The organism is Paracoccus methylarcula (assembly GCF_003007735.2).
Taxonomy (GTDB): Bacteria; Pseudomonadota; Alphaproteobacteria; order Rhodobacterales; family Rhodobacteraceae; genus Paracoccus; species Paracoccus methylarcula.
In genome coordinates this window covers 324,096-337,949 of the sequence record NZ_PXNQ02000001.1, presented here as the reverse complement: position 1 = coordinate 337,949, position 13,854 = coordinate 324,096, and the positions used below count along the sequence as shown (strand labels likewise).

General features: G+C 65.0%; 12 protein-coding genes and 1 pseudogene. 1 reads left to right on the top strand and 12 read right to left on the bottom strand.

The window, feature by feature from the left end:
• Window position 1 precedes the first annotated feature (1 nt).
• Window positions 2-517 (top strand): gluconokinase, encoded by a 516-nt coding sequence (locus A7A09_RS01535; RefSeq protein ID WP_106690023.1) that lies wholly within the window; start codon window positions 2-4, stop codon window positions 515-517.
• A 257-nt stretch (window positions 518-774) separates the two neighbouring features.
• On the opposite strand, the gene A7A09_RS01530 is transcribed toward A7A09_RS01535, so the two are convergent.
• From A7A09_RS01530 to araD1, 12 genes and pseudogenes are all read right to left on the bottom strand, one after another.
• Complete coding sequence (locus A7A09_RS01530; protein ID WP_106689669.1) at window positions 775-1,398, bottom strand: 2-dehydro-3-deoxy-6-phosphogalactonate aldolase; 624 nt, start codon at window positions 1,396-1,398, stop codon at window positions 775-777.
• Window positions 1,395-2,297 carry a 2-dehydro-3-deoxygalactonokinase gene (locus tag A7A09_RS01525; RefSeq protein WP_106689667.1) on the bottom strand — a complete coding sequence of 301 codons (903 nt, stop codon included), beginning with the start codon at window positions 2,295-2,297 and terminating at the stop codon, window positions 1,395-1,397. Before A7A09_RS01525 ends, A7A09_RS01530 begins: the two co-directional genes overlap by 4 nt.
• Entirely contained in the window at window positions 2,297-3,277 is a 981-nt protein-coding gene (locus tag A7A09_RS01520) for an aldose epimerase family protein (protein WP_106689665.1), read from the bottom strand. Before A7A09_RS01520 ends, A7A09_RS01525 begins: the two co-directional genes overlap by 1 nt.
• A pseudogene (locus A7A09_RS01515) lies at window positions 3,274-4,120 on the bottom strand (SMP-30/gluconolactonase/LRE family protein). The gene A7A09_RS01520 and the pseudogene A7A09_RS01515 overlap by 4 nt, the downstream one beginning before the upstream one ends.
• On the bottom strand, window positions 4,117-5,091 hold the full coding sequence (gene yjfF / locus A7A09_RS01510) for a galactofuranose ABC transporter, permease protein YjfF (RefSeq protein ID WP_106689663.1): 975 nt from the start codon (window positions 5,089-5,091) through the stop codon (window positions 4,117-4,119). The pseudogene A7A09_RS01515 and the gene yjfF overlap by 4 nt, the downstream one beginning before the upstream one ends.
• Complete coding sequence (locus A7A09_RS01505) at window positions 5,088-6,101, bottom strand: ABC transporter permease (protein WP_106689661.1); 1,014 nt, start codon at window positions 6,099-6,101, stop codon at window positions 5,088-5,090. Before A7A09_RS01505 ends, yjfF begins: the two co-directional genes overlap by 4 nt.
• Complete coding sequence (locus tag A7A09_RS01500) at window positions 6,101-7,612, bottom strand: sugar ABC transporter ATP-binding protein (RefSeq protein ID WP_106689659.1); 1,512 nt, start codon at window positions 7,610-7,612, stop codon at window positions 6,101-6,103. The genes A7A09_RS01505 and A7A09_RS01500 overlap by 1 nt, the downstream gene beginning before the upstream one ends.
• 57 nt (window positions 7,613-7,669) lie before the next feature.
• Window positions 7,670-8,629: a galactofuranose ABC transporter, galactofuranose-binding protein YtfQ gene (ytfQ, locus tag A7A09_RS01495; RefSeq protein WP_106689657.1), complete on the bottom strand. Its 960-nt coding sequence runs from the start codon at window positions 8,627-8,629 to the stop codon at window positions 7,670-7,672.
• Window positions 8,630-8,677: 48 nt separating this feature from the next.
• The gene (locus A7A09_RS01490) at window positions 8,678-10,189 is read right to left on the bottom strand and encodes an aldehyde dehydrogenase (NADP(+)) (protein WP_106689655.1); all 1,512 of its coding nucleotides are present in this window, start codon (window positions 10,187-10,189) and stop codon (window positions 8,678-8,680) included.
• Window positions 10,190-10,200: 11 nt separating this feature from the next.
• The gene (locus tag A7A09_RS01485; protein ID WP_106689653.1) at window positions 10,201-11,112 is read right to left on the bottom strand and encodes a Gfo/Idh/MocA family protein; all 912 of its coding nucleotides are present in this window, start codon (window positions 11,110-11,112) and stop codon (window positions 10,201-10,203) included.
• Window positions 11,112-12,854, bottom strand: coding sequence for an L-arabinonate dehydratase (araD, locus tag A7A09_RS01480; RefSeq protein ID WP_106689651.1), 1,743 nt, complete (start codon window positions 12,852-12,854; stop codon window positions 11,112-11,114). The genes A7A09_RS01485 and araD overlap by 1 nt, the downstream gene beginning before the upstream one ends.
• Before the next feature lie 8 nt (window positions 12,855-12,862).
• Window positions 12,863-13,852, bottom strand: coding sequence for an AraD1 family protein (gene araD1, locus A7A09_RS01475; protein ID WP_106689649.1), 990 nt, complete (start codon window positions 13,850-13,852; stop codon window positions 12,863-12,865).
• Window positions 13,853-13,854 lie beyond the last annotated feature (2 nt).

The window sequence follows — 13,854 nt, the reverse complement described above, 5'->3', positions numbered from 1 at the left end:
GATGACGAGCCCCGCAAATCCGCCCCGGTTATGTATTCTGGTGATGGGCCCGAGCGGCGTGGGAAAATCCACCTTCGCCCAAGCGCTATCCAAAGAACTGGGGGCGTGTTTCATCGAGGGCGACGATTATCACACGCCGGAAAACCGCGCCGCGATGAGCGCGGGCCGTCCATTGACCGACGAGATGCGCATGCCATGGCTGTCCGCACTGGCCGAGGCTGTCCGGCAATCACGGGTGACACAAGACACGGTCTTCACCTGCTCGGCCCTCAAGCGCAGCTATCGCGACCTGCTGCGCGAGGGGATCGGCGGGATGCGCCTGCTCTGCCTGTCCGCCCCGCGCGACCTGATCCGGCAACGCATGATAGCGAGGCAGCATTTCATGCCCGCCGAATTGCTGGATTCGCAGATCGAGGCGCTGGAGACTCCGACGCCCGACGAAAAGGCGATCATGCTGGAGATGTCGGAAGGGCTGGACGCGAATGTCGCGCGGGCGCTGAAATTCATTGGGCGCTGAAAGTGTCTGCGTCCCGCGATGGCCGGGGCGCTTCGCCCCCCGGACCCCCAGAGGATATTTCGGTGAAGAAGAAATCGGGAAGGGTCTGAAGAGGGGGCGGAGCTTGTAACGGTCTCCCTTGGCATACTTCTGACGACCTGAGAATGATCATGCCTTCTCCTGCGAAGGTATAGCGGCAGGAAGACCTGATCATTTCAAAGTCGTCACGTTATGGTTGCCACGGGGCTTAACCCGTAAACCACCCACCATTTCACGTTTCACCTAGCTCGCAGTGCCACCATGAAACCGGCTGCACGCTTTGCCACCTCTTCCGATGTCATTCCGGCCTTATACAATGCCGAGCCGAGCCCGAAACCATCCGCCCCGGCTGCGCGATAACCGGCCATGTTGTCGGGCTGGATGCCCCCCACCGGCAAGAGCTGCGCCTCGCGCGGCAGGACGGCCCGCATTGCCTTGACGGCCACGGGCGGGATCATCTCGGCCGGGAACAGCTTGAGGAAAGCTGCCCCTGCATCCAGCGCCGCGAAAGCCTCGCTGACGGTGCCAATGCCGGGGCCGTAGATCAACCCGCGATCAGAGGCCGCCCGGGCCACCCGGGGATCGAAATTCGGCGCGATGATCAGGCGGCCACCCGCGTCTTCGACCCTTGCAACCTGCTCGGCGGTCAGTACCGTGCCGGCGCCGATCACCGCCTGGTCCGCGAACCGCCGGGTAAGCCGGCTGATGCTGTCATAGGGCTGCGGCGAGTTCAGCGGCACCTCGATCAGCGCGAAGCCCGCCTCGATCAACTCTTCCGCGATGCCCTCGACCTCATCGGGCTTCACGCCGCGAAGGATCGCCACCAGCGAGCAGGTCTTGAAGCCAGTATTCCAGTCCATCATCCGATCACTCCGGCCAGTTTCGCGATTTCCCAAAGCCCGGCACGCGCCATCCCCGGCGCCGCCAGTGCCGCCTCTGCCCCGGCATGGGACAGTGCCACCCGATAGCGCTCGGCCAGATCGCCCCGCCCGATGACCGTGACTGCCCCCCGTGCAGAGGCCAGCGCCGCCGCGACCTCGTCCCCGATCAGCAGGCCGGAAAGGTAATCCGCGACCTCTCCCCCCTCCAACCTGTCCATCAGAGCCAGTGACCGCGCCGAGAAAATCCGTGCCAGCAAGGCCCCATTGGCACGGCCGGTCTCCAATCCGCGCAGGAACGCATCCGGCGAAAGCGGGCCGTCACCAGCCAGCTTTCCGAGGATCGAATGATCGCGCAGGATGGCAAAGACCTCGCCGGTCATGCAAGTGTTGAAACCCGTCAGCCGCCCGCCCTCGACCCGGGCCCATTTGCTGTGGGTGCCGGGCAGGACGAACAGACCCTCGCGCGCGCCGCTGGCTGCGAGATGACCGATGATCTCGGTCTCTTCGCCGCGCATCACATCGGGCAGCCCATGGTCGGGATTGCGCACCGCGCCAGTGACAAAATGCACGCGCCTTCCCCGCTTGGTGACATGCGCGGTCAGGGCATGCGCCAGCGTCCGCGCATCGAGCGGCAGCGGCAGGTAGGGTGTCTCGACCCAGCCATTGCGGCTGGTGATCATGCCCGAGGCGATCACCGGCAGGTCCGGATTCGCGGACAGCCAGTGGCCAAGAGCCGTCTCGAACGCGGCATCGAAATCGCCGTCGGGCACGGAGAGGATGCCGGGGCCAGAGGGGATCTCGTCCAGCACCGCGCCGCCCGCACCCAGCAGCCACGCGCGGAAGGAAGAGGTTCCCCAGTCAATGGCGATCAATTCCGGCATCACGCGATGAACCTGTAGATCGTGGTTTCCGAATAGACCTGACCGGGGCGCAGAACGGCATCCGGAAATCCGGGCCGGTTCGGCGCATCGGGCCAGTGCTGCGTTTCCAGCGCCAGTCCGGCATGGGGGCCATAGCTTTGGCCATCCAGCCCCGGCACATCCCGCATATAGGTTCCGTCATAGAATTGCAGCCCGCAGGCGGTGGTTTCCACCTGCATCGACAAGCCGCTTTCGCCGGTCAGCCGGGCGACCGGGCGCAGGGGGCGCTGACCTTCCGAAAGGCAGAAATTATGGTCATAACCGGCCGAGCCGATCCGGCGGAGACTGCGGAAGTCGAAATCGGTGTCGGCGACCGGCCTGATTTCACCGGTCGGGATCAGGTCGTCATCGACGGGCAGGTAATGCCCGGCATCGATCATCAGCGAATGGTTGCGGATGTCGCCCCGCCCGTCCAGATCGAAGAAACCGTGATGCGCCAAGCTGCAAACCGTCGGTGCATCCGCCCCGGCGGAAAGGGTGAAACTCAGCCCATCCCCGGCAAGGCCTATCTCGGCGGCGATCCGTATCCTGCCGGGAAAGCCCATATGGCCGTCGGGCAGTTCCATCGTCAGAGTTGCGCGATCCGGCGAGAGTGACTGGACCTGCCATATCTGCGCATCGGTCCCCTCACCCCCTCCATGCAGAGTGTGGCGGTCCCGGAAATTCAGGTCGGTGCGGTATGTCTTCCCATCGAGCGTGAAGCGCCCCTCTCCGATCCGGTTCGCGAAACGTCCAACGATGGCTCCGAAATAGCGCGCCGAGCCCAGATAATCCGCCACATCGGGAGCGCCCAGCACCAGGGGGTAGCCGACGCCCTCCATCCGCAGATCCTGCAGGATAGCGCCGAGGGTCAGGACCTTGGCGCTCAGCCGGCCGGATTGCAGGGAAAGGCAATGCACCTCGCGCCCGTCCGGCAGGTTCCCTAACAGCGTCTTGCTCACAGGATCACCCGCGATTCCGGCAGGCCCGCCACCTCGGCGCGGGCCAGATAGGTCAGGCCCTGCGCCGCGTCAGGCGCCTCGATCCCCTGTCGCGCGGTCGTCACCAGCAGGTCGCGCAGATCCGCGCCGCCGAAGGCGGGCAACTGCTATGCCGTCCGCCAACCTCGATCCGGTTCAGCAGCCGCCCGTCTGGCGCGAAGCGGACCACCGCGCCCGCCCCCCAGCAGGCCACGCATAGCGCGCCTTCGCTGTCGATCACGGCACCGTCGGGTCTCAGCCCTTCGGATCGCAGCTCCAGGAACAGCCGAGGCTCTCCCTGCGGCCAGCCGTCCCGGTCCAGAGGTTGCGCCCAGATCTTCGCCTCTGGCGTATCGGCGTAATAAGCAGCCCGCCATCGCGCGAAAAGCAGATGGCATTGGGGATGGAGATTCCTTCGACCAATTGCCGGACCTCGCCCCGATAATAGCGGTAGATCGCGCCCTGCCCGGTCTCGGCCTGTTTGCCCATGGTTCCGATCCAGAAGCCGCCCTGCCGGTCCGCCTGCCCGTCATTCGAGCGGGTTATCGGGTTGTCCGCCTCGATTTCGGCGACAGGCTCCAGCGCTCTGTCCCGAAGGTCGAGCAGGGCCAGCCCCGTCTCGGTCCCGATCAGCAGGCGGTCGCGATCAACCCAACCCGCCGCCGAGGCCATGCGGTCGAACCCCCACTCCCGCGGCCCCTCCGCATCGCGCGACAAGAGCCTGCGCCCGGTGATGTCGAACCAGAAGAATTGCCCGCGTTCCGAATGCCATAGCGGCCCCTCTCCCAACTGGCAGATACGGTCGTCAAAGATGGTTGCGGTCATGAAACGCCTCCGGCCAAACGGGATTGCGACAATTTCAGCAGCCCTTTCTGCAACAGGATGAAGACCAGCAGCAAGACGCCGATCACGATCTTGGTCCACCAGCTCGAAAGCGTGCCGTCAAAGACGATATAGGTCTGGATCAGCCCCATGGTCAGAACACCGATCAAGGTGCCGAACATGTAGCCCGCCCCTCCGGTCAGCAGCGTGCCCCCGATCACCACGGCGGCGATGGCGGTCAGTTCGGTGCCGACGGTCGCCAGCGAATAGCCCGAGCCGGTATAGATCGAGAAGACGATCCCCGACAGGCCCGCCATGCATCCCGAAAAGGCATAGACGAGGATCGTCGTGCGCCCCTGCCGCACCCCCATCAGCCGCGCCGTGGCCTCTCCTCCGCCAAGCGCGTAGACGCTGGCGCCGAAACGGGTCTTGTGGGCGATGATCATGCCTGCGAGCACGATCAGCAGCATCAGCACGCCGATCAGTCTCAGCCGGCCCTTGCCGGGCATCAGCCAATAGGCGTTCTGGATCATGTCATAGAACGGATGCGTGATCGGGACCGAGTCGATGGACAGCATATAGGCCGCGCCACGCGCCAGGAACATCCCGGCCAGCGTGACGATGAAGGCGGGCATCGCCAATCGGTGGATCAGGAAACCCATCGCCGCGCCGAAGGCCGTGGTCAGCGCCAGGAGCATCGCGAATACCACCAGCGGATGCAGCGAACTGTCGCGCAGCAGCACCGCGATGAACACGCCCGAGAAGGCGATGACCGAGCCCACCGACAGATCGATCCCGCCCGACAGGATCACCAGCGTCATGCCGACCGCGACGATCCCCAGATAGGCATTGTCGGTCAACAGGTTGGCGATCACACGGGTGGACAGTATCGCCGGAAACTGCAGCCAGCAGATCGCATAGGCCAGCAGGAAGATCACGATGGTCGCGTAAAGCGGCAGGGCGCGGGTATTCATGTCCGGCTCCTTTCGGCCAGCGCTTCGCGGCTGGCGCGCTGGCTTTCGCGCCATATCCGCCACTCGGCAGCGATACGGGGCGATTGCAGCACGAGGATCACCAGCACCAGCGCCGCCTTGATGACGAGATTGTATTCCGAGGGGAACCCGGCCAGCAGGATCCCTGTATCGATGGTCTGGATGATCAGCGCGCCCAAAAGCGCCGCGAGGATCGAGAACCGCCCGCCCAGCAGGGAATTGCCGCCGATCACCACCGCGAGGATCGCGTCCAGTTCCAGCCACAGCCCGGCATTATTGGCATCCGCCCCGCGAATATCGGCGGTCACGACGATCCCGGCCAGGGCGGCGCAAAGCCCCGAGGCCATGTAGACCGCGATCAGAAGAACGGTCGCGTTGACCCCGGCCAGGGCACTGGCCCGCCGGTTGATACCGGTGGCCTCGATCAGCATGCCAAGAGCGCTGCGCCGCATCAGCAGCGCCACCCCCACCCCGGTCAGCAGCCACAGCCATGCCGGAACCGGCAGGCCAAGAACCGTGCCCGAGCCGAAGAACGCGAAGCCCGGATGGTTGAAGGTCAGGATACGCCCCTCGGTGATCAACTGGGCGATGCCGCGCCCCATGGTCATCAGGATCAGCGTGGCGACGAAGGGCTGGATGCCGACCACGGCGACCAGCAACCCGTTCCACAGGCCTGCCGCCGCGCCTGCTGCCAGCGCCAGCAGCAACGCCGGTGCAAGTCCCCAGCCAGAGGCGATGGCCCATGCCGCCACGGCACCGCAGATCGCCATGACGGTGCCGACCGACAGATCGATGCCGCGGGTGGCGATGACCAGCGTCATGCCCACAGCCAGCAGGGCCACCGGCGCGCCGCGCTTGAGCACGTCGATCACCGGGCCGACGAGACGGCCGTCCCTGAAGGAAATGTCGAGGAAATCGGGATAGACCAGTGTCACCAGCAGGATCAGGGCAGCGAGTGCAATCAGTTGCGGAGCAATCCGTTTCAGCAGCATCAGGCAGCCTCCCCGCCCTTGGCGCCGCCACCGGCGATGGCGCGCATGATCGTGTCGGGGACGACGCGCGAGCCGCTCAACTCGGCCACGTGACGGCGGTCGCGCAGGACGATGACGCGATCCGACGCCGCCACCAGTTCCTCGATCTCGGAACTGATGACCAGCACCGACATGCCCGCATCGGTCAGGTCGTGGATCAGCCGCAGGATCTCGGCATGCGCACCGACATCGATGCCGCGCGTCGGTTCGTCCAGGATCAGGAAGCGCGGATTCATTGCCAGCCAGCGGGCCAGAACGACCTTTTGCTGGTTGCCGCCTGACAGGTCCCCGACAGGTTTCTCACGGCCCGACGTGCGGATATCGAGACGCTTGATGTAATCCTCGGCCAGCCGGTTCTGCTCGGCCCGTGGGATGGGCCGCGCCCATCCGCGCCGTGCCTGCAGGCCAAGGACGATATTCTCGCGGATGGACAGATCGGCAACGATGCCGTCGGTCTTGCGATCCTCGGGGGCGAAGCCGAAACCCGCGGCAATGGCAGCGCGGGGATTTTTCAGGTCCAGAGGCCCCTTGTCATCGCGGATGCTACCGGTTTGGGCGGGGCGGATGCCGAACATCAGTTCGGCGCTTTCGGTGCGGCCCGAGCCCAGCAAGCCGGCCAGCCCCACGACCTCGCCCTGTCCGATGGTCAGATCGAAAGGCTCGATCACGCCGCGACGGCCGACACCATTGAAATGCAGTAAGTCGGGGTGGGTCGTGTCGGCCCCCTCGGCGCTTTGCTGCTCGACCTCGTTTTCCAGCGCCCGGCCCAGCATATGCTCGATCAGGCCCATCCGGTCCAGATCGGCGGTGCGTTCGGTCACGATCTTGCGGCCATTGCGCAGCACGGTGACGCGGTCGGTCAGTTCGAACACCTGATCGAGGAAATGCGATACGAAGACGATCCCCAACCCGCGCTCGCGCAATCCGCGCACGACATCGAAAACCATCTCGACCTCGCGCGCGTCGAGGCTGGCGGTGGGCTCGTCGAGGATCAGCACCTTGCCCGACAAGGCAACCGCGCGGGCGATGGCGATGATCTGCTGGATGGCGACGGAATAATTGCCAAGGTCGCGATCGACATCGAGTTCCAGCCCGTATTGACGCAGCATCTCGCGCGCCTCGGCCCGCATGGCGCGGGTATCGATTAGGCCGAAACGGCGTGGCTCGCGCCCGAACATCAGGTTCTGCGCCACGGTCAGGTTCGGCAGCAGGTTCACTTCCTGGTAGACCGTTCCGATACCCAGTTCCTGCGCCTCGACGGTGGAGCGGGGTGCGATCTGCGCTCCGTCCAGCGCAACCGTCCCGCCATCGCGGTGATAGGCGCCGGTCAGGCATTTGATCAGTGTTGATTTGCCCGCGCCGTTCTCGCCCAGCAGCGCATGGACCTCGCCCGCGGCCAGGTCGAAATCGACCCCGTCGAGCGCAAGCGTGCCGGGAAATGTCTTGGTCAGCGAACGGATGGAAAGCAGCATGGCGTCATTCCCTGCCGGAACGGCCGGGCCGCGACAGGCGCGGTCCGGCCATGGTCATCAATAACCCAGACCCTTGCGGGCCTCGTATTCACCCGTCGGATCGTCGTCCTGCGTGAACAGCCTGGACTCGGTCTGGATGAATTTCTCGGGCGCGGTGCCATCGGCCCAATAGGCCTCCAGCACGTCAAAGGCCGGACCCGCCATGTTGGGCGTCAGCTCGACCGTGGCATTGGCCTCGCCATCCGCCATGGCCTTGAAGATATCTGGCACGGCATCGATCGACACGACCAGGATATCCTCGCCCGGCGCCAGCCCGGCCTCCTTGATCGCCTGGATCGCGCCCACCGCCATGTCGTCATTATGGGCGTAAAGCGCGCAGATATCCTTGCCGCCATTCTCGGCCTGCAGGAAGCTTTCCATCACCTCCTTGCCCTGGGCGCGGGTAAAATCGCCGGTCTGGCTGCGGACGATCTCCATGTTGTCATGACCCTCGATGGCGTTCTCGAAGCCGGTCTTGCGGTCGATGGCCGGGGTCGAGCCTGTCGTTCCCTGCAACTCGACGATACGGCATTCCTCGTCGCCGACCGCATTCACCAGCCATTCGCCCGCGACCTCGCCCTCGTGGACAAGGTTCGAACCCACTGCGGTCAGATACAGTTCATCAGAGCTGTCCACCTGCCGGTCGAGCAGGACCACCGGGATCTCGGCCTCCTGCGCCTCTTCCAGCACCGAGTCCCAACCCGTGGCCACGACCGGGGCCAGTAGGATCGCATCCACGCCTTGCGCGATGAAGGACCGGATCGCGGCGATCTGGTTCTCCTGCTTCTGCTGCGCGTCCGAGAAGCGCAGATCGATGCCTCGCTCTTCGGCCTGCTGCTTGGTCAGCGTGGTTTCCGCCGCCCGCCAGCCCGATTCCGAGCCGATCTGGGCAAAGCCCACCGTTTCACCCTCGGCCAGCGCCGAAGCTGCCGTCACCGCCAATATGGCGGCGCTTCCCAGCAAAGTCCTGATCTTCATCTTTTCCCCTCCCTCCGGGTTTTGAAATTCTCGCGAAACCGTTTCTTTTCAGCCTCGCAGGTCTTCGGGCAACAGCGCCTCGGGCAGGTTCTGGAAACAGACCAGCCGCAGGAAGCGGCGGATCGCCAGGGTGCCGACGCTGGTGGCTCCGAAATTCGTCGATGCGGGATAGGGGCCGCCATGCACCATCGCATCGCAAACCTCGACCCCGGTGGGCCAGCCATTGGCCATGACCCGTCCCGCCTTGCGTTCGAGTACCGGCATCAGGCGGCGGGCAAGCGGCGTGTCCCCTTCGTCCATCTGCAGGGTCGCGGTCAACTGCCCCTCCAGTCCGCGTGCCAGCTCCAGCATCTGGTCCTCGTCGCGGGTGGTGACGATCAGGCCGAGCGGGCCGAAGACTTCCTCGCCAAGCGCATGGTCGCGCAGGAAATCATCGGCGCTGGTCTTGTAGATATTCGGCAAGGCATTGCGGCCGGGGCTTTCGGTCTCGACCACCGCCGAGGCCAGTGCGGCCACGCGCCCAGCCCCCTGACGGTAAGCCTCTGCGATACCGTCGGTCAGCATCACCTGCCCTGCCGGATCGGCCAGTGCGGCACGGGCGGCCTCGGTAAAGCTTTCGGCCGTATCGCCCTCTGGCAGGATCACCAGTCCCGGATTGGTGCAGAACTGCCCCGCCCCCATCGTCAGGCTGCCCGTCCAGCCCTCGGCAATCGCCTTGCCGCGAGCCGCCAGGGCCTGCGGCAGGACGAAGCAGGGATTGATGCTGCCCAGTTCCCCGAAAAACGGGATCGGCTCGGGCCGCGCGGCGCAAAGATCGAACAGCGCCCGGCCGCCACGCAGACTGCCGGTGAAGCCTACCGCCTTGATCAGCGGGTGCTGGACCAATGCCGCTCCAACCTCGTGGCTGTCGCCATGGATGAATGAAAACACGCCCTTGGGCATGCCGGTTCGGGCGATGGCGGCATGGATCGCCTCGGCCACGATCTCGCCGGTGCCGGGATGGGCGGGATGGCCCTTGACCACCACCGGACAGCCTGCGGCCAGCGCCGAGGCGGTATCCCCCCCGGCGGTCGAGAAGGCGAGCGGGAAATTCGAGGCACCAAACACCGCGACCGGGCCAATGGGCCGCTGGATCATTCGCAGATCGGGGCGCGGCAAAGGCTGGCGGTCAGGCAAGGCCTTGTCATGGCGGCGGTCGAGATAGTCGCCCTTGCGGATATGTTCCGCGAACAGGCGAAGCTGGCCGGTGGTGCGCCCGCGCTCGCCCTGCAGCCGTGCCTCGGGCAAGCCGGTTTCCTGCGTGCCGATCTCGGTGATCGCATCGGCTCGCGCCTCGATCTCGTCTGCTATCGCGTCCAGGAAAGCGGCGCGCTCCTCTCGGGTCGTATAGCCATAGGACCAGAAGGCCTCTTCGGCGGCCTCGACAGCGCGGTTCACCAGATCGACGGTCCCGGTGCTGAACTCATGCACTGGCCCATGCGCGGGAGTCGAGGAAAAGCTGTGATCCGCCCCGACCCATTCGCCTGCGACCAGATGTTTGCCATGCGGTGTGAAAGTCATTGCGTTTCCTTCTAGAATTCAAAATCTTCGACAATGTTGCGGCGACCCAATGTGAAGGCGTCCGAGACCTGCACCATCGGCGACAGATCGACATCCGAGACCCCGCCCCGGACCAGTTCCGCCATCCGGGCATAAAGCGCGGGATACTCGCCCATGATGCTGTCCTCGCCCCCGGCGGGCTGGCCGTCGATCTCGATCACATTACCACCCATGCGCAGCGCCAATTTCCCGGCATCGGTGAAAAATTCCATGTCCCAGGTCTGCGGGCCTTCCTGCCGGAAATCGAAATCGGCCGAGATGTTCTGCGTGAATGCCAACCGGGCAGCGATGGGTGCCTGGCGATTGGCCGGGAAATCCAGTTCGGCGCCTGTCAGATGCACCGGATCGGGCAGGATTTCGGTCAGGATCGACAGTGCGTTGATGCCGGGATCGAACACGCCCATGCCACCGGGCTCGAAAATCCAGTCTTGCCCGGGATGCCATTTACGCACATCCTCGCGCCAGGTGATGCGGCCTTCGCGGATCGTCTTGCCCGCCAGCCACGCCTTGGCCCCGGCGACCGCATGAGCCATGCGCGAATGCCATGTCGCGAACAGGCTGACGCCTTGCGCCTGTGCCAGATCGGCCAAAGCATGAACCTCGGACAGGGTCGCACCGGGAGGCTTTTCCAGCATCAGGTGCCGCCCCGCCCGCAGCGCCGCCTGCGCCGCGGCAAAGCGCGGCACCGGCGGTAGGCAAAGGCTGACGAGTTCGATGTCGGGACGCGCTTCCAGCATGTCCTCGATCCGGGTGAACGCCTCGACACCCTCGACGGTGCCACTGCGCGAGACCGTGGCGGCCAGTTCCCAATCCGGGCTGGCCGCGATCGCGGGGACATGCTGATCGAGTGCGATCTTTCCGATGCCGACAAGTGCAAGCTTCATCAATGGCTGTCCTTTCCGACCGGATTGCCCCGGCAGCCTTTCAGGAAGTCCAGATCGGCGCCGGTATCCGCGCCGCCGACATGTTGCTGATGCAGCCATGCATAACCGCTTTCGGCCTGCTCATGCCTTGGTTGCCACTCGGCCAAACGGGCGGCGAGATCCTCGTCGCTGATTTCAAGATGCAGGCGGCGGTTCGGCACATCCAGCTCGATCATGTCGCCATCCCGCACCACGGCCAAGGGACCGCCCGCCGCAGCTTCGGGGGAGGTATGCAGAATGACGGTGCCATAGGCCGTGCCCGACATGCGCGCATCCGAGATCCGAACCATGTCGGTGATGCCCTTTTTCAGCACCTTGGGCGGCAGGCCCATATTGCCGACCTCGGCCATGCCCGGATAGCCCTTTGGCCCGCAATTCTTCAGCACCATCACGCAGGTCTCGTCGATATCCAGCGCGTCACCGTTGATCCGCGCCTTGTAGTCGTCGATATCCTCGAACACGACCGCCCTGCCCCGATGGGTCAAAAGATGCGGGCTGGCGGCGGAAGGTTTCAGCACCGCGCCGTTCGGGGCAAGATTGCCGCGCAGAACGGCAATGCCGCCTTGCTGCGTCAGTGCCTTCTCGGTGGGCCGGATGACATCATCGTTGTGGTTGATGACGTCCTTGACCTCGTCCCATATCGCCCGGCCCGAAACCGTCAGCGCATCGCGGTTCAGCAGGCCCGCCTCGCCCAAGCGCTTGATGACGACGGGCAGACCGCCCGCATAGAAGAACTCTTCCATCAGGTATTCGCCCGAGGGCATCAGGTTGACGATGGTCGGCACGTCGCGCCCGCAGCGGTCCCAGTCATCCAGCGTCACGTCAACCCCCACCCGGCCCGCAAGCGCCAGCAGATGCACCACCGCATTGGTCGAACCGCCGATGGCGCCATTGGTGCGGATCGCGTTCTCGAACGCCTGCTTGGTCAGGATGTCCGAGGGTTTCAGATCGTCCTTGACCATCTGCACGATCCGCCGCCCGGAAAGCTGCGCCATCACGCGGCGGCGCGAGTCCACAGCCGGAATCGCGGCATTGCCCGAAAGCGCCATGCCCAGGGCCTCGGCCATGCTGGCCATCGTCGATGCCGTGCCCATCGTGTTGCAGGTGCCGGATGACCGCGACATGGATTGCTCGGCCTCCAGGAATTCTTCCTGCGTCATCTCGCCCGCCTTCACGGCTTCCGAGAACTTCCACAGATGGGTGCCCGAACCGACCCGCTCACCCCGGAAATAGCCGTTCAGCATCGGCCCGCCGGTGACGACGATGGAGGGGATATCGGTCGATGCCGCCGCCATCATCAGCGAAGGCGTGGTCTTGTCGCAGCCGACCAGCAGCACCGCGCCATCCATCGGCTGGCCGCGAATGGTTTCCTCGATGGCCAGCGCGGCGAGGTTGCGGAACATCATCGCCGAGGGGCGGAAGGTGTTTTCCGAGGCCGAGAATACCGGCACCTCGACGGGAAAACCCCCGGCCTCCCACACACCCGCCTTCACCTTTTCGGCCAGCTCCCGCAGATGGCCGTTGCAGGGGGTCAGGTCCGACCATGTGTTCAGGATGCCGATGATCGGGCGCCCATCGAACAGGTCATGCGGATAGCCCTGATTTTTCAGCCAGCCGCGATGATAGATCGTATCGCGCGAATTGCCGCCATACCATTCCTGCGAACGCAGCTTGCGGGGCCAGGGTGCGGGAGTGAAGGACATTCAGGGCCTCAGAGTGCTTGGACGGAGACGGGTTCCGACCCGGCCGCCTGCTGTTCCAGGGGATTACGCAGCGCGTGCCCGAAGGCGTCGCAGGCAATCTCGAATTCGTCGCCCGGCTGGACGGTTACCCCATCGGCGAATGACAGGGTCGCGGTGCCGAAGAAATGCACATGCACGTCACCGGGCTGGCGGAACAGCTCGTATTTGAAATGGTGATGTTCCAGGTTGGCAAGGCTGTGGGACATGTTCCCTTCGCCCGACAGGAACGGCTTTTCCCAAACGGTCTTGCCGTCGCGAAGGACCCGGCTGGCGCCTTCGACATGCTGCGGCAGATCACCCAGCAGCATCTCGGGGCCGTAGCTTGCGGGGCGCAGCTTGGAATGGGCGAGCCACAGGTAATTGCCGCGCTCGGTCACATGGTCCGAGAACTCGTTGGCAAGCGCGAAGCCAAGGCGGAAGGGCCGCCCATCCGGACCGATCACGTAGAGCCCCGCGATCTCGGGCTCCTCTCCGGCATCCAGCGCGAAGGGGGGCGAGGTCAGCGCCGCTCCCGGTGCAACGGCGGCATGACCGTTGCCCTTGTAGAACCATTCGGGCTGCACGCCGGCCTCACCCGCACGCGGCTTGCCGCCTTCCAGCCCCATCCGGAACATCTTCATGCTGTCGGTCATGTCCTCGGGATCGGCTTTCTGGTGCATGGAATCCCGCGTCGAAGCGGATCCCAGATGCGTCAGGCCCGTCCCGGTCAGGTGCAGATGCGCCGGATCAGGATGATCCAGCGGCAAGAGCATCCGTCCCTCGGCCAAGGCCGCCGCCAGATCGACCGTCTCGCCCAGCCCGCGCGCAGCGATCTCATCGCCCAGCTTGCGACCAGCCGCGATCGCGGCCAGCGCCAGGTCGAGCGTGCTTGCAGCGCCGGAAACGACCCGGGCCTCCTCTCCTTCACGCATGGCGACGGCACGGCTGCCATCGGGCAATCGGATTTGCGACAGAAGCATGG